The organism is Haloterrigena gelatinilytica (assembly GCF_013342145.1).
Taxonomy (GTDB): Archaea; Halobacteriota; Halobacteria; order Halobacteriales; family Natrialbaceae; genus Haloterrigena; species Haloterrigena gelatinilytica.
In genome coordinates, this window is the sequence record NZ_JABUQZ010000001.1 from 2,074,065 (window position 1) to 2,091,446 (window position 17,382).

At 63.1% G+C, this 17,382-nt stretch carries 22 protein-coding genes; 9 read left to right on the plus strand and 13 right to left on the minus strand.

Features of this window, described 5'->3' with window-relative positions:
* Positions 1–2: 2 nt before the first annotated feature.
* Complete coding sequence (locus HTZ84_RS10545) at positions 3–533, plus strand: metal-dependent hydrolase (protein ID WP_309138867.1); 531 nt, start codon at positions 3–5, stop codon at positions 531–533.
* Positions 534–574: 41 nt separating this feature from the next.
* On the opposite strand, the gene HTZ84_RS10550 is transcribed toward HTZ84_RS10545, so the two are convergent.
* The gene (locus tag HTZ84_RS10550; RefSeq protein WP_174680636.1) at positions 575–1,132 is read right to left on the minus strand and encodes a metal-dependent hydrolase; all 558 of its coding nucleotides are present in this window, start codon (positions 1,130–1,132) and stop codon (positions 575–577) included.
* A gap of 191 nt (positions 1,133–1,323) precedes the next feature.
* Here HTZ84_RS10550 and HTZ84_RS10555 point away from each other — a divergent pair, with 191 nt between their 5' ends.
* The 3 genes from HTZ84_RS10555 to HTZ84_RS10565 all read left to right on the plus strand — a co-directional run bounded on the left by HTZ84_RS10555 (position 1,324) and on the right by HTZ84_RS10565 (position 2,320).
* Complete coding sequence (locus HTZ84_RS10555; RefSeq protein WP_174680637.1) at positions 1,324–1,533, plus strand: hypothetical protein; 210 nt, start codon at positions 1,324–1,326, stop codon at positions 1,531–1,533.
* Positions 1,534–1,654: 121 nt separating this feature from the next.
* Positions 1,655–1,882 carry a hypothetical protein gene (locus HTZ84_RS10560; RefSeq protein WP_174678791.1) on the plus strand — a complete coding sequence of 76 codons (228 nt, stop codon included), beginning with the start codon at positions 1,655–1,657 and terminating at the stop codon, positions 1,880–1,882.
* Between the two features lie 108 nt (positions 1,883–1,990).
* A complete protein-coding gene (locus tag HTZ84_RS10565; RefSeq protein ID WP_174680638.1) occupies positions 1,991–2,320 on the plus strand; it encodes a hypothetical protein in 330 nt (109 codons plus the stop codon).
* 194 nt (positions 2,321–2,514) lie between these two features.
* Here the strand turns inward: HTZ84_RS10565 and HTZ84_RS10570 are convergent, their stop codons facing one another.
* The 7 genes from HTZ84_RS10570 to HTZ84_RS10600 all read right to left on the minus strand — a co-directional run bounded on the left by HTZ84_RS10570 (position 2,515) and on the right by HTZ84_RS10600 (position 7,244).
* On the minus strand, positions 2,515–2,919 hold the full coding sequence (locus HTZ84_RS10570; protein WP_174680639.1) for a PhlB family protein: 405 nt from the start codon (positions 2,917–2,919) through the stop codon (positions 2,515–2,517).
* A complete protein-coding gene (locus tag HTZ84_RS10575; RefSeq protein ID WP_174680640.1) occupies positions 2,916–4,109 on the minus strand; it encodes a thiolase family protein in 1,194 nt (397 codons plus the stop codon). The genes HTZ84_RS10570 and HTZ84_RS10575 overlap by 4 nt, the downstream gene beginning before the upstream one ends.
* Before the next feature lie 124 nt (positions 4,110–4,233).
* Positions 4,234–4,800 carry an HTH domain-containing protein gene (locus tag HTZ84_RS10580; RefSeq protein WP_174680641.1) on the minus strand — a complete coding sequence of 189 codons (567 nt, stop codon included), beginning with the start codon at positions 4,798–4,800 and terminating at the stop codon, positions 4,234–4,236.
* Positions 4,787–5,002: a MarR family transcriptional regulator gene (locus HTZ84_RS10585; protein WP_174680642.1), complete on the minus strand. Its 216-nt coding sequence runs from the start codon at positions 5,000–5,002 to the stop codon at positions 4,787–4,789. The genes HTZ84_RS10580 and HTZ84_RS10585 overlap by 14 nt, the downstream gene beginning before the upstream one ends.
* 710 nt (positions 5,003–5,712) lie before the next feature.
* Positions 5,713–5,979 carry a hypothetical protein gene (locus tag HTZ84_RS10590; protein WP_174680643.1) on the minus strand — a complete coding sequence of 89 codons (267 nt, stop codon included), beginning with the start codon at positions 5,977–5,979 and terminating at the stop codon, positions 5,713–5,715.
* A 97-nt stretch (positions 5,980–6,076) separates the two neighbouring features.
* Positions 6,077–6,592 carry a metal-dependent hydrolase gene (locus HTZ84_RS10595; protein WP_174680644.1) on the minus strand — a complete coding sequence of 172 codons (516 nt, stop codon included), beginning with the start codon at positions 6,590–6,592 and terminating at the stop codon, positions 6,077–6,079.
* A complete protein-coding gene (locus HTZ84_RS10600) occupies positions 6,576–7,244 on the minus strand; it encodes a hypothetical protein (RefSeq protein ID WP_174680645.1) in 669 nt (222 codons plus the stop codon). Before HTZ84_RS10600 ends, HTZ84_RS10595 begins: the two co-directional genes overlap by 17 nt.
* 224 nt (positions 7,245–7,468) lie before the next feature.
* Between HTZ84_RS10600 and HTZ84_RS10605 the strand changes: the two genes are divergently transcribed.
* A complete protein-coding gene (locus tag HTZ84_RS10605; protein ID WP_174680646.1) occupies positions 7,469–7,900 on the plus strand; it encodes a VOC family protein in 432 nt (143 codons plus the stop codon).
* 141 nt (positions 7,901–8,041) lie between these two features.
* On the opposite strand, the gene HTZ84_RS10610 is transcribed toward HTZ84_RS10605, so the two are convergent.
* Positions 8,042–8,236, minus strand: coding sequence for a hypothetical protein (locus HTZ84_RS10610; protein WP_254611735.1), 195 nt, complete (start codon positions 8,234–8,236; stop codon positions 8,042–8,044).
* 646 nt (positions 8,237–8,882) lie between these two features.
* Here HTZ84_RS10610 and HTZ84_RS10615 point away from each other — a divergent pair.
* Both HTZ84_RS10615 and HTZ84_RS10620 read left to right on the plus strand, forming a co-directional pair.
* The gene (locus HTZ84_RS10615) at positions 8,883–9,194 is read left to right on the plus strand and encodes a thiamine-binding protein (protein ID WP_174680648.1); all 312 of its coding nucleotides are present in this window, start codon (positions 8,883–8,885) and stop codon (positions 9,192–9,194) included.
* Positions 9,195–9,707: 513 nt separating this feature from the next.
* Positions 9,708–10,100: a hypothetical protein gene (locus HTZ84_RS10620; protein ID WP_174680649.1), complete on the plus strand. Its 393-nt coding sequence runs from the start codon at positions 9,708–9,710 to the stop codon at positions 10,098–10,100.
* Positions 10,101–10,211: 111 nt separating this feature from the next.
* On the opposite strand, the gene HTZ84_RS23265 is transcribed toward HTZ84_RS10620, so the two are convergent.
* The 3 genes from HTZ84_RS23265 to HTZ84_RS10630 all read right to left on the minus strand — a co-directional run bounded on the left by HTZ84_RS23265 (position 10,212) and on the right by HTZ84_RS10630 (position 13,124).
* On the minus strand, positions 10,212–10,442 hold the full coding sequence (locus HTZ84_RS23265) for a DUF7331 family protein (RefSeq protein WP_455429268.1): 231 nt from the start codon (positions 10,440–10,442) through the stop codon (positions 10,212–10,214).
* Between the two features lie 1,370 nt (positions 10,443–11,812).
* Entirely contained in the window at positions 11,813–12,751 is a 939-nt protein-coding gene (locus HTZ84_RS10625) for a coiled-coil domain-containing protein (protein WP_174680650.1), read from the minus strand.
* Positions 12,744–13,124 (minus strand): hypothetical protein, encoded by a 381-nt coding sequence (locus tag HTZ84_RS10630; protein ID WP_174680651.1) that lies wholly within the window; start codon positions 13,122–13,124, stop codon positions 12,744–12,746. Before HTZ84_RS10630 ends, HTZ84_RS10625 begins: the two co-directional genes overlap by 8 nt.
* Positions 13,125–13,357: 233 nt before the next feature.
* Between HTZ84_RS10630 and HTZ84_RS10635 the strand changes: the two genes are divergently transcribed.
* Together HTZ84_RS10635 and HTZ84_RS10640 are read left to right on the plus strand one after the other, a co-directional pair.
* Positions 13,358–13,618: a MarR family transcriptional regulator gene (locus HTZ84_RS10635; protein WP_174680652.1), complete on the plus strand. Its 261-nt coding sequence runs from the start codon at positions 13,358–13,360 to the stop codon at positions 13,616–13,618.
* Between the two features lie 761 nt (positions 13,619–14,379).
* Positions 14,380–15,840: an oligosaccharide flippase family protein gene (locus tag HTZ84_RS10640; RefSeq protein ID WP_174680653.1), complete on the plus strand. Its 1,461-nt coding sequence runs from the start codon at positions 14,380–14,382 to the stop codon at positions 15,838–15,840.
* A 342-nt stretch (positions 15,841–16,182) separates the two neighbouring features.
* Here HTZ84_RS10640 and HTZ84_RS10645 read toward each other — a convergent pair whose 3' ends face one another.
* Positions 16,183–17,370 carry a glycosyltransferase gene (locus HTZ84_RS10645; RefSeq protein WP_174680654.1) on the minus strand — a complete coding sequence of 396 codons (1,188 nt, stop codon included), beginning with the start codon at positions 17,368–17,370 and terminating at the stop codon, positions 16,183–16,185.
* Positions 17,371–17,382 lie beyond the last annotated feature (12 nt).

Below are 17,382 nucleotides of genomic sequence, written 5' to 3' on the forward strand. Positions count from 1 at the left end.
ACGTGGCCGACGGCTTGACGCACGTGCTGGTCGCGTACGCGCTCGCGACGCTCCTCTCGGTTCGGTACCCGTGGATCACGGCGCGGCTGGCGACCGTCGCGATGGTCGGCGGGATGCTCCCCGACCTCAATCGGTTGAAATGGGTTGTCCCGCCGGAGACGATCGAAGCTATGCTCGGCGCGTCGTTTTCCTGGCGGCCGATGCACTCGATCGGCGGCGTGGCGGTCGCGATCTGCATCGCCTCGCTGACCGTCCGGGCTGAGTACCGGCGGGCGGTCGCGCTCCTGCTCGCGCTCGGGGCGCTGTCGCACTTCGCGCTCGATCTCCTGTTGGTGCCGCCGGCGGGCACCTACCAGTACCTCTGGCCGCTCACCGACGCCGACGTCGTCTTTCCGGGCTTCTACAGCAGCCGGGATCGATGGGTCGCACCGGTTTCGATCGTTCTGGCTCTCGCGGCCCGGTCGGTCGCTCGGCGTCACTCGCGGTCGCCCGAGCGCGAGTCGCCCGAGTCGCCGATGCCGGTGGACGGGTGAGAGTCGGAGAAGAGTCGTTGGGGTCCGTCGAAACCGTTCCGCTACGCGGCTTTTCGCGTGAGTATCGTGACGCTTCGGCGGACGTAGCCGAGCCCGGGCCGTCCGTCGCGGTACCAGACGAGGAGGGCGACGAACGCGAGGCCGAGTTGCGCCCACTCGTACCAGCCCATCGAGTAGCGCAGGAAGCCCGCGAGGATCCCGTCGACCGACTCGTACGGCGGCGGGGGAAGAAGCGGCCAGACGAGGAACGTCAACTGGGACGCGTCGGCCGTGAGAATCGCGTTCGGCGGGACGTCCGCGAGCAGATGCGAGACGTGGCCGACGGCGAACGCGACTCCGGCGTCGGGGCGGTCGAATCGGCTCGCGGCGAGGTAGACGGACGGGAGCAACAGCGCGGCGACGAAGACGGAGTGGGTGAGCGTCCGCCCGCCGGGGAGGAGTTCGAGCGACCAGGCGAACGGCTTATCGATCAGATCGGGAAACTGCGACCCGATCGCCAGCGCGATCACCGGCAGCGCGCGCGGCGGGCGGTCGCGGAGGCGGTGCCGGGCGATCGAATAGCACAGGTACGCGACGGCGAGGTGTCCCCAGGGCCACATTGTTTCGAGGTTGCATCGAACTCCCTAAAGGTACTTCGTTCCGGGACTCGAGCGAGGTGGCTGCGTGCTCGGGAGCGTCGACGATAGTGATTCAACGGATGGACGCGGGACTGCGGATTCGATCACCTCGTGGTGAGAAAAACCTGATTGCAGAGAGCTAAGTGGGAGCGTTGCTTATAGCTATCCGCTATATGGGAGAGGAGACGGAGTCTACGGTGTCACTCGAGTTCACGGACGAGGAGATCGAGCGGATACTGATGTGCCTCGCGCTGGCTCGAAACAGTCCGCAGATGAGCGGATCGCTCGCGGTCGACGACCTCATCGCGCGGTTCGCGACCCACGCCAACGGGAGCGAGATACCCGCTGTCGACGATCCCGCGACGACTCATCAGAAGGACTAATCCGACGCGGATCGCGTCGTTCCGCGACTGGACCTCTGGGAACGGCACAGACTCGAGACTGCGGGATCGGTACGGCATGCATGGGCAGCGCGATTGTGAGGCCGTTTGCAGTACTCGGGGCATGGGAGCCACAGCGCCATGCCCGAACTGCGACGAAACGGACGTCTGGCTCGAGGAGCGAGCTCGACACATCCAGTACGGCAGCAACCCGTGCGATCACACGTGGAAACAGGAGAAGGCGACGGAGGACGGGACCGAGACGCACGACGAACGGAACGCGAAGCCGGTCGTGAGCGTCCGGGGCGTCCGATCGCTCGACGATTCCGCCGCGCGTCGTACGGCCGTCTGACTGACGTTTTTGACCCCGACCGTTGACCCGATCGGTATGATAACTCGACTCCCCGTCGAGACGTCCCGTATCGAGCAGCGACCGTCGGCGTATCGGAGGCGATAATCCGTGTCGTCAGCACAGTCCACGCCGCTACTCCCGCTGGACGCGCGCGTGACGACGTGGCCGGCGTACCTGCTGACCGTCTGCTGGCCGGGCGCCGGGCACCTCTACGCCCGGCAGTGGCGCCGCGGCTGCTGCTGGGCCGCACTGTGCGGGGCCGCGCTCGTGTTTCTGAGTCCCGGATCGCTCCTCGCCGCCGGCCCGCTCGTCGATCCGCTCGTCCTCTCGATTCTCCGCCTCGAGACCGTCGCCTTCGCGGACGTGGCCTTCCCGCTCGCCGTCCTCGCCCTCAGCGCGATCGACCTCTACTCGCTCGCGGTGCTCGAAGAGGTGTAGGGAGTAGGGTCGTGCAACCGCCGGACGGCCTCCGAAGGAGCGTGGGGCGGTGAAGAGCGTCTCCCGCTCGTACTGAGCGGCCTTCCGGGTCGCGGTCGCCTCCGCAGTCGGGTTCCGGCGCCCGCGACCGGTGGCGCGTCCCGATCACGCGCGAGACGACGGCCGACTGCCGGCTACTGCAGGACCGGCGGCTCTCAGACCGGTTGGAAGCGGTAGCCGTCCCAGTCCTGGCTCTCCGGCTCGCGGATGCCGGCGTCGGGTTCGCGGAGTTCCTCGACGTGGACCGGTTCGACCTCGTCGCCGGTTTCGATCTCGTCGGTGGTCACCTGGCCGAGCGCGCGGACCGTCTCGCCGTTGCCGGACTGCGTCCGGCTACTCGAGGCGTCTGACGACGCCTCGCCGATCTCGAACTCGACGATAGCGAGCGTGTTGGGTTCGCGGACGCCCGGTGGCGTCGCCGTGCTCGTCGTCCAGGTGACGACTTCGCCGGTGTACTCGCTGAGATCGATCGTGCCGACGGGTTCGGCACCGCCGCGACTGCGGGGGTGGCCGGGGTAGCTGATCGAACCGTCCTCGTACTCGTAGGCGTCCATGCTCATCGTGCTGCCTCCATGATAGTGGTGATAACGCAGTTACCGAAGCCGCCGACGTTACAGCAGAGGCCGATGTCCGCGTCGACCTGCCGCGGGCCGGCTTCGCCGGTCAGCTGTTCGTAGATTTCGACCGCCTGTGCGACGCCGCTGGCGCCCAACGGATGGCCCTTCGACTTGAGGCCGCCGGAGGTGTTGATCGGCAGTTCGCCCGTGTCGCGTTCAGTGTAACCCTCCTCGACGAGTTCCCACGCTTCGCCCTGTTCGGCGAAGCCCAGTCCCTCCATCTGGAGGAACTCGAGGATGGTGAACATGTCGTGGAGTTCGGCGACGTCGATATCGTCGGGCCCGTAGCCGCTCATCTCGTAGGCGCCCTTGCCGCTCTCGACGACGCCGCCCATCACAGTCGGGTCCTCCCGCTCGTGGACGACGTGGGTGTCGGTGGCTCCGTCGACGCCCGAGACGACGACGTAGTCGTCCGTGTACGCTCGCGCGGTCTCCTCGGAACAGAACAGGAGGGCCGCCGAGCCGTCCGTAACTGGACAGAAGTCGTACAGGCGCAACGGATCGGCGATGACCGGCGACTCGAGGATGGTGTCGACATCGACTTCTTTCTGGAACTGGGCGTTGGGATTGTCGACGCCGTTCCGGTGGTTCTTGGCGGCGACCGTCGCCAGACTCTCGCGAGGCGCGTCGAACCGCTCGAGGTAGTGGCGGGCGGTGAGGCCGGCGAAGGAGGGGAGGGTGACGCCGTGTTTGTACTCCGCCGGATGGGTGACCGAGGCGATGATGTCGGTCGATTCGCCGGTCGACCGATGGGTCATCTTCTCGCCGCCGACGAGCAGCGTCATCTCGCTGGCGCCGCTGGCGATCGACTGCCAGGCGGCGTAGATTCCCGCGCCGCCGCTGGAACTCGTCTGGTCGATCCGTTGCGTGTACGCCGGCATCGCGCCGAGGTCGTGAGCGAGGGCGTTCATCACGCCGGTCATCCCCTCGAACTCGCCGCTGGCCATGTTCGACACGTACAGGTGGTCGACGTCGCCGGCCTCCGCACCCGCGTCCGCGAGGCACTCCAGCCCGGCCTCCGCGAGGAGCTCGAGGATCCACTCCCCCTCGCGTTGCCCGAACTTCGTCATCGACGCGCCGATCACCGCCACGCGATCCCCCGCTTCGTCGGCGGACTGCCGTCGGGACGGCATCACCGGTCACCTCCCGACGTCGACGGCCGGCGGGTTCGGCGGCGCGGTATCCGAGCGGCGGATCGGAAGTCGCTCGCCGCGCGGCCTCGAGAAGGAGTCTCCGGTCGCGTCGTTCGGGAGACGGTCATCGCTGTCCCCCTGGAATCAGCGACGGGTCCGGCCCCGCGGCGGGCGCGTCGCGGTCCGCCGCGTCGGACTCGACCGCGGACAGCCACTCGTCGACGGTGTACGTCCGCTCGTCGGCGGTGTTCGGCCGTTCCGTATACGGGACGACTCCGCGGAGGGCCGCCGGATCCGTCACGTCCCCGTCCGCGGACAGCGCGAGCGCCACGACCGGGACGCGAACGCGCTCGCGCGCGGCGGCCGACTCCGTTCCGAGCGGCGACGTCGGGCGTTCGCGTCGGCGAAATCCCGGCTCGATCGAACACCCGTTTCGGTCGGCCCAGCGCTCGAACGCGGCCACGAGTTCGCCCCGCGACGGCGCGCTCGCGGCGCCCGTTTCCGGCGGCCAGCCGGAGACCCGGTACTCGTCGATTCGCCCGGCCTCGCAGAGGGACTCCAGTCGTCCGACGACGCCGTCGACGATCTCGGCGATCGGGGCGGGGACGCCGGATCGAACGTAGCAGTCGATCCGGAGGTCCGCCGACTCGAGCGCGACGGCCGAAGACGGGGCGGGCTCACCGGCCGACATAGCCGTCCTCCGTCCGCCGAATGAAATCCCGATCGTCGAGCGATGCGAGAAGCGGCAAGAGCGTGAGTTTGGAGAGCCCTAACAGCTGCTGCAGTTGGGTGACCGTCGGCTCGTCCGTCACGCGGACGGCCAGATAGACCAGTTTGGCCTGCGGCGATGCGAGCTCGTTCGGAACTGTTAGTCGGCGTTCACTCGTGGACATCACAGCCACGTGCCACGGGTGCCGCCATAAACGTAGACTGAGACTGACACACATGGATTCGTGAAAATCAACAAATGAAAGCTCGATAATAAAGTGGTATTACCAGGGAATAGCTCGCGGTCGAATCCCCGTCGCGAGCCGTCTCGACGTGACCGCCGCGACTTTCGGCCGCCATCGGTGCGTCCGTCTCGGTTTCCCGACGTCGGGGCGATCGGCGTCGGTCGCTTCGCGTCCTCGACTCACCATCGATACGGGACCGCTCTGTGGATCGTCTCGAGTCGGCGGCAGCGTGCTCGAGTCGCGTGTCGGCGTCGTGTTCGTCCGCCTGCTCTCGAGCGCATCGGCCCGTCGCTCGCGGTCGCGACGCGCTCTCGTTCCGAACTCGTCGGTCTCCCGTGGTCAACCATCATTCTGGACGGCGCGCACGCCGCTCGGTAGTCACGGTAGTGCCGTCGCAGGTCAGATCAGAACTGTTCTGGCTGCCACCGGCGCCGCTGATCGAGTCGCGGTGAACATCGGGTGACGGGGGCCGCGGTCACCGGGCCGCCGAACGCGAGCGGGGCAGCGGGCTGGTCGATGGTGCGGCGGCGCTCGAGTCGGACTCGTTCGACGACTAGGAGCAGGCGTTTTCGCCGAACCAGACGATCGGCCACCTCCCACGGCTTTCGCCTCGCTACCGCTGTACCGCTACAGAAGCCGCGCCGAACTGCTCACGCCCCACGGGCGCGGAGCCGCTGGGTCACGCGCCGCCAGCCGACCGCAATGAGCAGCCCGCCGACGAGCGCCCCCGTGGCGATCAGCCACGCGCCCGGTCCGGTCAGCCACCAGTGGCGGGTCCGCGCGCCGCAGTGGGGACAGCTGATAGCTCCCCGGCGGAGGGTGCCGTTACAGGTCGCACACTTGGCCCATCGCGGCCCCGGTTCGACTGGGGCCTGCCTGCGAGAGCGAGGACTCGGCACACTTCCCTCGTCGAGCATAGCGATACTTCAGCAACTAGCCATATGATTCTATTCGGTACTCGCGGTGACTTTCGACCGTCTGCACCTGTCACGGTCGGTCGCGACGAGACGGGCATCACTCGAGCGGTGTCCGGTCCGTGTCGCGCCGGCGGTCGACGAGCCAGACGCAAAGCGCACCCGCCCCGGCGACGACCGCCGGCCAGCGGTCGCTGCTCAGGTAGAGATCACCCGCCGGCGGGCGATACTCGAGCAGCGGCCAGAAGACGGCGTAGGCCTCGCCCGACACCGTCACCAGCAGGAGGTCGAGCGCGTGGTGGGAGCCGGCGCCGACCGCGAGCAGGGCGACCGCGAGAGGGCGCTGGGCCGGCGTAACGAAGAGCGAGCCGAGTCCGACCACGAGCGCGGAGCCGACGAGGGTGTGTATCGGACTCCAGGCGAACGGGACGCCGAGGACATGAGCGACGAGCCCGTCCGGCACCAGTAGCTGGATCTTCATGAGGTCCGGCACGAGCGCGCCAGCCGTGACGAGCGTGACGTGGGCCGGGCGCAGCCGCGCATAGCGAAACGAGAGCAGCGTCCCGAGGACGTAGCCGACGAGCACGTGGGTCAAGACGTCAGGCACGCGGCTCACCTCCGGTCGCGGCGGTGCGATCGCCCTGGTCGCTGTGGGCGTCGGTCCGTGGGCCGTCGGTCTGCGACTGGTCGGCTCCACGGTCGTTCGCTCGAGCGGCGGGCCGCGTCCCGGTCCCGCTCGGGCCGTTCTCCCGATCGGACCGGCCGCTACGCGATCGGTCGCGGGGCGCGAACGCGAGTGCGGTCCGATCGACGCGCCAGTGGCGGACGAACCGCCCGACGACCCAGAGCCCGCCCAGCGCCGAGGCGAGGAGCATGTAGCGCGTCTCGGTCGGCTCGCGCGTCACCGCGCGCTCGACGATCAGGGTCGAGTCGTCCTCGAGGGTGCCGAACGCGGTCACCCGGTCGCCCCGCTCGAGCGGGCCGTCAGCGGTTCTGAGTCGAGCGTCGGTGTCTACGAGCGTGAACCGCCCGTAGCCGCTGGCCCGCGTCGCGATCACGACGGGGTCGGTGTCGACAACGTAGCCGCCGAGAGCGACTTCGTCGCCGACGTATGCAGCCGGCTCCGGCGTCACGTCGGTTTCGTCCGGATACCGGCTCTCCGTCAGGTCGCCGACTGTCGCGCCCGCCCAGATCGAACAGCCGATCAGGAGGCCGACGAGCACGATACCGGCGAGTATGCGACCAGACTGCCCGTACGGCTCCGACATACTACTCCTCGCGTAGATTAGTTAACCACGACAAATGTCTTCTGTTCTCGTCGGCCACTCGAGTGAACGCAAGGGACCGGTGCGGAGCGAGATCGGCGCGGCCAGTGCGATTTCGTCACCCACTGACACCGCGGGCGAGTCGGCAGTAGCGGGCGGAACGATCGGGCCGCGTTCGCTTCTCTCGTAACTGACTATTTTATACGCGGAGACCATATCTCCAGATGATGAATGTGAGTGACACACATCATATTGGCGTCGTCGTCACGGAGCTGGATCAGGCCCTCGAGTTCTATCGCGAGACGCTCGGTCTCGAGGTCGCGGACGAGTTCACGCTCGCCGGCGAGGGGATCGCGACGGCGATCGACGTCGACGACGCGACCGGTCGCTTCGCCCACTTGACGGCCGGGACCGACGGGACGCGCATCGAACTCATCGAATACGAGCCGGCCGGCGACGACGCCCACCCGACGGCGATCAACCAGCACGGGGCCGTCCACATCGGGTTCGCAGTGCCGGATCTCCAGGCGTTCTACGAGGCGCTGCCCGCGGACGCCGACCCCATCAGCCGGCCCCAACGGATCGAGCTCGGTCTCGAGATCCTGTTCTTCCGCGATCCCGACGGGAACGTCATCGAAGTCGTCGAAACCGAGGGGTGACTCGGGCGCGGTCGACGCTCTAGTGCCGTCTCAGTCGGGAGGAGCGCTACCGCCGGCCGCCCCTCGGTGGGATCGTGATCGGCGACCCTCCCTTACGCTCGCTGTCGTCGAGAGACCGGGTATGGGCCGTGAGTTGGGAAGTCAGTGCCCACAGCCGAGTTCTCCCCCGTTCGAGGACGCGAGCCGCTTATACAGGTCGTAGGTCTGCTCGAGTTCGGCGATCGAGTCGTTCAGGGTGAGGGGCTCGAGGAGTTGCTCGTCTACCTGCCGAATCGTCGCGAGGAGTGCCCGAAGTTGTGCAGGGGTGATCTCAGTCGTACAGTGTTCGTCATTCACTATCACGCCACTCATTGGCGATGTTAATAAATCTTGGTCGTTACCGGTGTCTCGCGCGAGTCGTCGCGGGCGGTAGTACAGGGGCGAGCCACCGTAGCGGCGGGACAGGTGTGGCAGTCACGGGAACGCGGTGGTGCCGGTCGCCGGTCTCGGCCCGACCTCGGGAACCGCGCTCCGGACCGGGGCACGTCGCGCCGGCCGCGGTGCCCTCCACAGGCCGTTGCGGGCGGTCACCGGTCGCTCCTGCCCTCCACCGGCTGCGTTCGGCGCCACTCCCTGCCGCCCGCCGTGCGTGTCACCGCGTGGTGGCGCCGCTCGAGTCGCCGGTCTCGACGCTCGGGGGCCCTCGCTCACGCGGGACCGACACCGCTCGTCGGCCGCGATTGCGGCGGGCCGCCACGTCGGGCGCTCCGGGCCGGCTGGCTCGAGCGTCCGGCGCCGGTTTGGCACCTGGAACGCGTGCCACTGCCGATCTCACGGTCGGTGGATCGAGGCCGCCTGCGCCAGTCACGTCGGCGAGCTGGCGACGCGCAGCGCGGCCGTCTGCGGCGGGGCCACCAGCCCGCGAAGAACTATGCGCCTCGTGCACGTACTCCACGGGTGCCAGCGGGGGTCCACCCCGCGGCCGGCATTCGAGGTGTTCACCATGACAGTCATCGCCAGATTCGAAGTCATCCCCGTCCGCGACGGGAGTCTCTCCGACGAGATCGCCCGAGCCATCGACGCGCTCGACGAGTTCGACATCGCGTACGAACTGACCGCGACCGATACGGTGATCGAGGCCGAGTCGGCCGACGAGGTGTTCGAGGCCGTCCACGCGGCGCACAACGCCGTCGACAGCGACCGAATCATCACCTCGCTCGAGATCGACGACTACCAGAGCCGCGAGCAGGACGCCGCGGATCGCGTCGAGTCCGTCGCGAGCGTGCTCGGCCGCGAGCCGGAACGCGACCGCTAACGATTGCCGGGCCGCGGCCGGCCCCAGCCCGCGCCCAGCACGCGGGATCGCGGCCGCCCGGCACTGCTGCCCGGCCGGCCTGCGCAGCGCGCGTTTCACCGCGGTGGACGACGTGTGAGCACCAGTGCCAGGGCACGCAGGCGGCGGCTGCACCGGGCTCGGTCGCCGGCCGTGGTCCCCCTCTCAGCGCTGGCTTCGATGAGTGAGCGCTGTGGCCACGCGGTCACGGAGGGCGACACCTGCGTCCCGGCCGCCGGCAGCGGGACCGCCGTCGCCGCTCGGTGCCGGATCGCGCGGTCGGCTGGCTCCCGCCAATGGGTTCAGTGTGCGTGCCCGCCCTCGAGGCGGCCGTGCGAGCGCGGGCGCCGGTCGCGTGGCCACGGGCGGGAGCGCCCCGATGGGGGGTAGGATGTCTTCGGGCGCCGTCCGGTCTGGCCGTGCGTGAGCCGCGCTGAGTGACGACTGGCTGCGATTGAGGCAACATTTACCCGTGTCCGACGACTGGGAGTTTCTATGGAACGCGATGATCAACAGCCTGATCCCACCGATAGCTCCCCGGCAGCGCTGCCCGCGGGTGGGGCGGCGGCCGATCTCCCGATCGCACTCAGTGATCTGTTCCAGCTCCTCGCGACTGACCGGATGCGGCAGCTGTTGTACTTCCTGACGGCCCGCGGGGGGACGGTGTTCGTCGAGGACCTCGAGGACGCTTTCGACGCCGACGCCGTGGTCGGGTTCCACCACATCCAGTTCCCGCGGTTGGTCGATCTCCACATTATCGACTACGACCGCGAGGCGGGGGCGATCACCCTGACGCCGATCGGTGACGACCTCCGGCCGGCCCTCGAGCACGTCCGGGCGATGGACGATCCCGCGATCGCTGCGGTCCCGGACCGGACCGAGCAGTAGGCGGCTCGCGGCGCCGACGGACGGGTCGCGTTCCTGGCATTCGAATACCGTTCATCCACTACCCGCTCGCTGCCCACCTCGCCCCTGGAAGCAGGCGGTGGGTCACGTGCGTTACGCCGCGTGCTCGAGCGAGCGGGCCGCGTCCGATTGAATCCATGCATCCGGATTTCGCTGGTCGTAGACGAACGTCTCGTCCGCGGCGAGACTGAGCGCCGCATACCGGTCGGGGACTGCCGGTACCGGTTCGCGTTGCGGCTGCTTCCGTGCTCGCTGCGTTCTCGATGGTTCGTCAGTAGTCTGTTCCGTTTCCGTCTGCTTCGAAGGCGTCTCGTCCGGTCCCATCTGTCTTTGCGGTGTGTTACCGTGTATGTCTCTGTCTACCGTGCAGTGTTAAGTCTTCCCATTATCTGAATATAGTTGTATTAGGTCATACTAGCGGACTACGCTGCCGGAGACACCGCGGGAGACGTGGACGTCACGAGGCACCTGACTGGAATGGCCGGCCAGTCGGCATATCCGGCCGTCCTCCCCGAGTCACGTCCAGTACCCGGCCGGTCCACGCCGCCGCGAACGCAGTTTCGGGAGTCGTCGTCCCGGTTCGAGGGCCCGCGATACGGGATCAGCCGTCCGTCAGAGAGTCACGCTGCGATCGGCGGAGTGGTTGCGGACGAACAGGCCCCTGTCTTTCCTGGTGCCACCGGGCACCCGGTCGACTGCGTATCTGCGAGTCTGGTGGCGACCCCGGGGGAGACGCAACTCGCTGCCGAGCGAGCGGAGCGGGCCCACTCACTGAGCGACGCGAGTGAGCGCCGTTCTGCCCCGATGCTTTCGCTCGCCTCCCTCAGCAGGAGGGGATTCTCGGCGGTAAAATAACACGGGCGATAGCCACGATTTGGATCCGAACGGGAGCGCGTTTCTACGGCCCTTCGGCCTGGGTATCTGCAGTTCACGAACCTCGCTTACGCGAGATCCGTTACTGAGCCTTCTCACTCGACCACCGTAGTGGCCGAGTTACGGGCCGCGTTCGTCTCCTCGAGGGTGTCGACCTCGTTTCCCTGTTACGGGATCTTCGGTTGTACCCCTAACTCGATCCTTCCTGTCCCGTACGGACATTCGAATCGAGTCGTCCGGTGACTCCTCGTGGCTTCGCCCACAGTATGTGGTATGGTACCACGCGACATAAGTATTGCGCCCCGGGAAGCGCGTGCGAGTGTCGTCCGGTGAACCCCGTACTCGAGGAACGGCAGCAGCGGTGCCGAATTCAGGGTGGAACTGCAGCACGGACCGACGCCCGCTCGGAGAGCAGCGATCGAGGGAGCCTCAGATCTCCTTTCGACCCGACCGTCATCGATGAGCCCGTGAGTGCGTCCTTCGGTCGTTCGGGAGAGTGACGACCGCGAGAGCACGCCCGATGCGATAGACCGGAAGGAGAACGACTTCGGCGGCCAGCGCACCCGCGGCCACGGACGGGCAGCCCTCGCGCAGTCCCGATCACCGGCGTCGGTGGCGGTCGTCCGTGGACAGCAGTCGTCCACGGTCGCCGACGCGCGACCGTCGCTCGCGAGACTGCCGAGGACTGCTCGAGGCGGTGGACCCGCGACTACCGAACCCAGCGAACAACCGCTCGCGTCGGGTGGATCGGTGTCGTCCGTGAGAGACGTGCGCTCTCTCGAGGCGATCGTTCGGGGGCCGTCCACGGTCGTCCGCGGACGTCAGCTGTCTCCGGGGGCGGTCGGGTCGCTCGAGTTTCGCGTTGCGGTGGCACTCGAGGTGCTCCGCTCGACGTTCCTCGAGGATGCCGTTTCGCCGGGGATCTCGGCGTCGGCCGGGAGGATCAGCCGGCGTTCGGTGTACTCGAGCCCGTTCTTGCGCTGGGTGCGTTTGCGGACGGCGAGACGATTCTTGGAGAGTTCGAGGGCCGCGTCGATCGTGCGGGAGACGAGTTTCTTCGCGTAGGTCTCGCTGATGCCCTCTTCCCGTCTGCGGATCCAGTGTTTCAGGTCGGAGGCGGCGACGTACTCCCGGACGGACTTGCAGCCGGTCGTCCAGGGATCGTCTCCCACTGTGGGATCGGCTCTGGCTTCCCAGAGTTTGGCGGCCAGTCGGGTGGGGAGGGCGTCGGCCGTCGCGCGGCGCATGTCCGCGTCCATCCGGGCCAGTTGCTGGATCGGGAGGAGGTCCCCGTGGGCGAGGGCCACGTCGTCTCGGTTCAGCGGGTCCTCGTGGTCGGGCAGGCGGTAGTACGGTTCGTCGTCGGTCTTGGTGATCCGCTCGAGTCTGTTATCGGGGACGTCGATCTCGTGTTCGTCGACGTTGTCCGTGTGGAGGTGGGCGCCCTTCTCGAGTTCTCTCGTCTGGAGCTCCTCGATGCGGGCCTTGTTCGCGCCCGTGCGTTTGCGGGTGGCTTCGGTGATCGCCTCGAGGCGGTCGGTCTCAGTTTGTCGGGACTCGAGTTGGTCGGACTGGGTGTCGAGTCGCGTCTCGTGCGCGTCGAGCTCGTCGTCGTGGTCGTCCACGTCGGCCTCGAGATCGTCGACTTGGCGCTCGAGGTCGGCGACGCGCTCCTCGAGTCGCTCGTTTCGCGCTCGGAGTTCGCGGAGTTCCTCGACGAGCGTCTCGAGGGTCGCGTTCTCGAGGGGCCGGTCAGTCATCGTCCGCCCCTCCGGCGTCGTCTGGGTCAGCGGATCTAGACTGTCGGCGGGCCGCCTCGAGTGCCGCTTCGGCGGGATCGCTGACGATCGTGACGGCTTCGGCGTCGTCGATCGGCGGGCGGACGGTCTCGGGCGGGTCGGGGAGTTCTCGGTGGACGCACTCGAGTTCCGCCCGGAGCTCGCGGCAGTGGCGTCTGGCTGTTTTGCGGGTGGGCGGGTCTAATTCGGGGTCGTCGTTTATTGTGTCTAGGAGGTTCGTGGTGTGGGTGTAGAGGATCTCGAGGATCGGTCGGTAGTCGGTATGGTCGGTCGTGCGCGGCGATGCATCCCGTCGGTCGGAGCTTTCATTGCCCCGCGAATCGTCGTTGCACATGGCTTCCGTAGGTTGGTTACGGGAGCTCGTGCGGATCCGGTGGCCCAAACACCGGTCCGCGATTCTGCGACTCTGCACTCGCGAGAGTCGCGTATAGCTTCCGTAGCTACGACTATATGCTCCTCTGACATAAGTCTTGACTACATACGGCGTTAGGTGTATTCGTCAAACAGGGCTAATCCCCTCGCGATGGTACTAATTTTTCTGCTCCGCCGGTAGCATACCGTGCAGAGATGGTTGAGCGGGTCCCGTGGATGTCTCCCGTTGATTACGAAATTCTGCTCTTTTTCGACGAGCATCCGATTCAGGTCACTCCGAAAGTAATCGCGGCGAACATCAACTACGATCGCCAATACGTCGGGAAGCGATGTAGCACGCTCGCTGATGCAGAGCTATTGGAATCCATCGGTACTGGTCTCTATCAGCTTACGGACACTGGCTACGCGTATCTCGAAGGCGAACTCGACGTCAGTGAACTCGAGCCAGACGAATAGACTCAGAAAGCCACGACACGCTCGAGGTCGTCGGCGCTTCGCGCCGACTGCTCGAGGAATCGAAGATTCCTCGTTGGCTGCGACTCGCTGTCGTTCGAGAGAGTGTCGCTCTCTCGTGATGATGAAAGGCGTTCGCGCCTTTCGAACCACGCTCCTCGCTTCGCTGTGGTGCTTACATCGTCTCGCACCTCGAGCGCGTCACCCCTTCGAGTTCCACCCGCGGAAGTCTGGTTGGTAAGCTCTCGACAGTGAGAACAGCGTACTAGTACTAGAACCGGAACTAGTCTAGCTGTTCGACGATAACTCAGTTAACTATAGTCAGCTTTGGAGTTTCGTTCGTCGGAGATAACTATCAGATACAACAGTTGGCATCATTCGTATTAGGATGGTCGGCGAGGTAGCCGTATGAGCCTCCGGAAGTGTCTCGGATTACGACTTCACCGGGCGCTCCTCTATTGGGGGGTCTTGAAGCATCCGTACGGTCGCGAGTACGCGAAAGAACGGTACACGCTACTTGGTGGAGAACGCGAAGAACATTCAATGGACGAAAACGGTGCTTCTGCGGACCTGAACGAGCCAGATGACTAATCTCTCACAGGAAGCGTAGCTCTTACCAGTTGCCATCAACCTAATGTGAATCCGCTTCAGAGAAGCATGAAAGAGAACTTCGATATGTTAATTCGTATTATAAGTATCTTTGTAGATAATACCCCGTCATAGAACCATTTGAACTAAGTTCTGAAAATGGGATAGTCTATATCATGGCATCACTCCTTCGATCGATTATTTCTATTTTTTTCGGGAAGTTCGCTGGGCTGGTTATCAGTATACTGTTTACCCCTATTCTCGTCCGAGTTATCTCACAATCACAATACGGGGTATACGCGACCGTACTGGCCGGATTTAGCATCATCACACTCATATCTAAGGGTGGGCTGTTCGATGCAACGAGGAAAGTAGTTGGAGATGGGAAAGACGACAGCCACAGAGTATCGAAAGTCGTCTCAATTTCGTTGCTGATCGGCATAGTCTACGCACTATTGGCCGGAATTGCTGTCCTGTTATCGTCGAAGTTGGGCGTCCTACCTGCAACGTATGTACCATACACTTGGGCAATTATTCTGGTAGTCTTCTTCGGCAATGTGTATGCCGTCGCCAGAGCGGCTTTCTACGGTATACAGCGAGAGTCGGTCGCTGAAGCACTTAATATTGGTCGCCAACTGGTATACACTTCTGTTGCACTGCTATTGGCGTACATTGGGTATGATGTGGTCGGTGTATTTACCGGGTACGTATTTTCCTTCGTGCTCCTATGTATCCTTGGATTGCTAGTTTTGCGGAGGTCTATCCCCTTCAAGATGCCATCGAGGGGTGACGTTTCCGAATATGGTCGAGAAATCGTCTCGTTTGGCGGATACCAGCTCATCGGTGGTGTGAGTGCAATGTTGCTGTACAAGGTAGATCTTCTTCTCGTCGAATTCTTTCAGGGTCAGTCCTCGGCTGCCCTCTATCAGAGTGCTATCGTTCCAGCGGAGATGATTTGGTTCGTCCCATCGGTTATTCAGGCTGCGTTCTTACAGCACACGGCACACTTGTGGTCAAATGGTGATATTGATACAATAAATAGCAATTTAAAAGAAGGATTTAAATATGCTGTTCTAGCATTATCACTATTTGGTATTGGTCTATTCACCCTTGCAGACCCGTTCCTCAGTATTTACTTTGGGCCGAGCTACTCCGCGTCATCTACGACATTGCAAATCCTGCTCATCGGGACGTTCTTTTTGGGGACCACCCGAGTCGTAACGCCGGTGCTGCACGCGACAGGATGGGTTCGGGAATCCGAAGCTATCACCGTCGCAGGATTATGTATCAACTTGGTATTGAATGTTCTCCTAATACCTGAGTACGGCATCATCGGTGCAGGTATCGGGACTGGTGTCTCCTATGCCGCGATATTCGCAGGGAACACCTTGCTCTGGAAGCGATCCCCACTTGAGATCGTTTCCCTCCGGTGGGTAGTCAGACTGATCGCAGTTCAACTGATATTCCTTACTGTGTTCTACGCGATTGTCTCGTCCTTCAGTTACTCGCCGCTGGTATCGATACTCGTATTCCCACCATTCGGACTTCTGACATTCTTGTCTTTGAACGTTACAGCGGGCTATATTCCGGTTGAACTGATCAGGAAGTTTTTGCACAAGGTACAACTAGACAGGTAACCGATAACGAGGTCTACTGGTACGCCAGAGCGCCTCATCTGGGAATGGCATCCACTATGATTTAGTGATTTTCGTGAATTTGTAGGAGATGTACAGGTGGGATACTGCGGACGGACAGCCGACGGAGGCGGCAATCTCAGTCGTGTGACTTCCGTGGCGCCTCGGTGGTCTCCACGTCCTGCCGTGGCAACAAGCACGAGCCCGCGAGTGCTGGATCGGCAGGAGTTCCCGTGGTCGAGTGCCACGTCGTCGGTTCTGTCTAGCGGATCCTCGTGTTCGGGGAGGCAGTAATAGGTCCCGCCGCTGATCTCGGTGATCCGCTCGAGTCGGTCGTCACGGATGTTAATCTTGTTTCCCAAATCTATCGAAAACTTCAGTAAGTTCATCCACAGAATCAGAAATATCAAACTTATTTCGGACAGTGTTACGCCCATTCTTGGCGAGTTCACGTCGTCTATCTGGGTTATCTAGTAGCTCAGCAATTGTATCTGCAAGTGCGGTTGAGTTCTTCGGTTCAACAAGAAGGCCATCTTCACCGCTTGTAATCAATTCAGGAATAGCCGAAACCGATGTAGAAACACATGCTGTTTCGGTTGCCATAGCCTCCTTAAGCGCCACTGGAGCTACATCACGGTCCCCGTTTGAAGCAATGACACACGGGAGAATGAATAGTTCTGCATCATGCAATTCTGATCGTAATTCATCATCTGACACGTGGCCCAAAAACTTCACGTGATCTTCTATTCCGAGTTCACAAATTCGAGTTTGAACGGATTCCTTTCGTTCTCCAGTACCGATAATATGATATTCTATATTATAGCCCTGTTCGATAAGTTCGGCTACTGCCTCGATAGCATACTTGTACCCTTTTTTTTCTACAAGGCGGGCAACCGTAAGCAGACGCCCAGACACACACCCGTCAGAAGGCTCAAACTTTTCAACATCTGTCGTTGCTGGAATTACCGAGATATCCGTCTTAACTTCGATTTCCTCACGAAGGTACCGTTTGTTATACTTGGAGGGAACGATCACGTGATTGAAGCGCGAGAGTACTTGTGATAGGCGCTGAACACTAGGTGGTGAGAAAATTTCATGTGCATGTGCAGTAACAGTACAAGGTATTCCATGGTACGTAGCCGCGTAGGAAGCTGAGAGTCGGTCTGGGGTAGCGAAATGCGCGTGTATCAAATCAACCCCACCAACTCTTTCAACCACTTCACTTATTTGTTTTCCAAGATGTAACGCATATATGTGGTAAGATGGTTTGTCAATGAATAGAGTTTGTCTTAATAATGATTTGTTCAATATATCTTTCGAGCAGACATATGGAAGTGAAGTGAGAGCTGGTTCCTCACCATAGTAAACTGTTATACCCATCTTTTGTATTTCCTCATGTGTAGCCTCTTCATCTGGCCGTTGTTTTGCGAATACAGTTATATCATAGCCTCGCTTGTCAAGTTCATATAATTCGTTTATGATAAAGCTCTCAGAAATTTTCGGGAACTGATTGACGACATAGAGTAATTCCATGATGAACCAATC

What these genes read in the sequence shown, in the direction of transcription:
- HTZ84_RS10550 (WP_174680636.1), bottom strand. Translation starts at nt 1,132, where the DNA reads ATGTGGCCCTGGGGACACCTCGCCGTCGCGTACCTGTGCTATTCGATC.
- HTZ84_RS10555 (WP_174680637.1), top strand. Translation starts at nt 1,324, where the DNA reads ATGGGAGAGGAGACGGAGTCTACGGTGTCACTCGAGTTCACGGACGAG.
- HTZ84_RS10560 (WP_174678791.1), top strand. Translation starts at nt 1,655, where the DNA reads ATGGGAGCCACAGCGCCATGCCCGAACTGCGACGAAACGGACGTCTGG.
- HTZ84_RS10570 (WP_174680639.1), bottom strand. Translation starts at nt 2,919, where the DNA reads ATGAGCATGGACGCCTACGAGTACGAGGACGGTTCGATCAGCTACCCC.
- HTZ84_RS10575 (WP_174680640.1), bottom strand. Translation starts at nt 4,109, where the DNA reads ATGCCGTCCCGACGGCAGTCCGCCGACGAAGCGGGGGATCGCGTGGCG.
- HTZ84_RS10580 (WP_174680641.1), bottom strand. Translation starts at nt 4,800, where the DNA reads ATGTCGGCCGGTGAGCCCGCCCCGTCTTCGGCCGTCGCGCTCGAGTCG.
- HTZ84_RS10585 (WP_174680642.1), bottom strand. Translation starts at nt 5,002, where the DNA reads ATGTCCACGAGTGAACGCCGACTAACAGTTCCGAACGAGCTCGCATCG.
- HTZ84_RS10590 (WP_174680643.1), bottom strand. Translation starts at nt 5,979, where the DNA reads ATGCTCGACGAGGGAAGTGTGCCGAGTCCTCGCTCTCGCAGGCAGGCC.
- HTZ84_RS10600 (WP_174680645.1), bottom strand. Translation starts at nt 7,244, where the DNA reads ATGTCGGAGCCGTACGGGCAGTCTGGTCGCATACTCGCCGGTATCGTG.
- HTZ84_RS10605 (WP_174680646.1), top strand. Translation starts at nt 7,469, where the DNA reads ATGAATGTGAGTGACACACATCATATTGGCGTCGTCGTCACGGAGCTG.
- HTZ84_RS10615 (WP_174680648.1), top strand. Translation starts at nt 8,883, where the DNA reads ATGACAGTCATCGCCAGATTCGAAGTCATCCCCGTCCGCGACGGGAGT.
- HTZ84_RS10620 (WP_174680649.1), top strand. Translation starts at nt 9,708, where the DNA reads ATGGAACGCGATGATCAACAGCCTGATCCCACCGATAGCTCCCCGGCA.
- HTZ84_RS23265 (WP_455429268.1), bottom strand. Translation starts at nt 10,442, where the DNA reads ATGGGACCGGACGAGACGCCTTCGAAGCAGACGGAAACGGAACAGACT.
- HTZ84_RS10625 (WP_174680650.1), bottom strand. Translation starts at nt 12,751, where the DNA reads ATGACTGACCGGCCCCTCGAGAACGCGACCCTCGAGACGCTCGTCGAG.
- HTZ84_RS10630 (WP_174680651.1), bottom strand. Translation starts at nt 13,124, where the DNA reads ATGTGCAACGACGATTCGCGGGGCAATGAAAGCTCCGACCGACGGGAT.
- HTZ84_RS10635 (WP_174680652.1), top strand. Translation starts at nt 13,358, where the DNA reads ATGGTTGAGCGGGTCCCGTGGATGTCTCCCGTTGATTACGAAATTCTG.
- HTZ84_RS10640 (WP_174680653.1), top strand. Translation starts at nt 14,380, where the DNA reads ATGGCATCACTCCTTCGATCGATTATTTCTATTTTTTTCGGGAAGTTC.
- HTZ84_RS10645 (WP_174680654.1), bottom strand. Translation starts at nt 17,370, where the DNA reads ATGGAATTACTCTATGTCGTCAATCAGTTCCCGAAAATTTCTGAGAGC.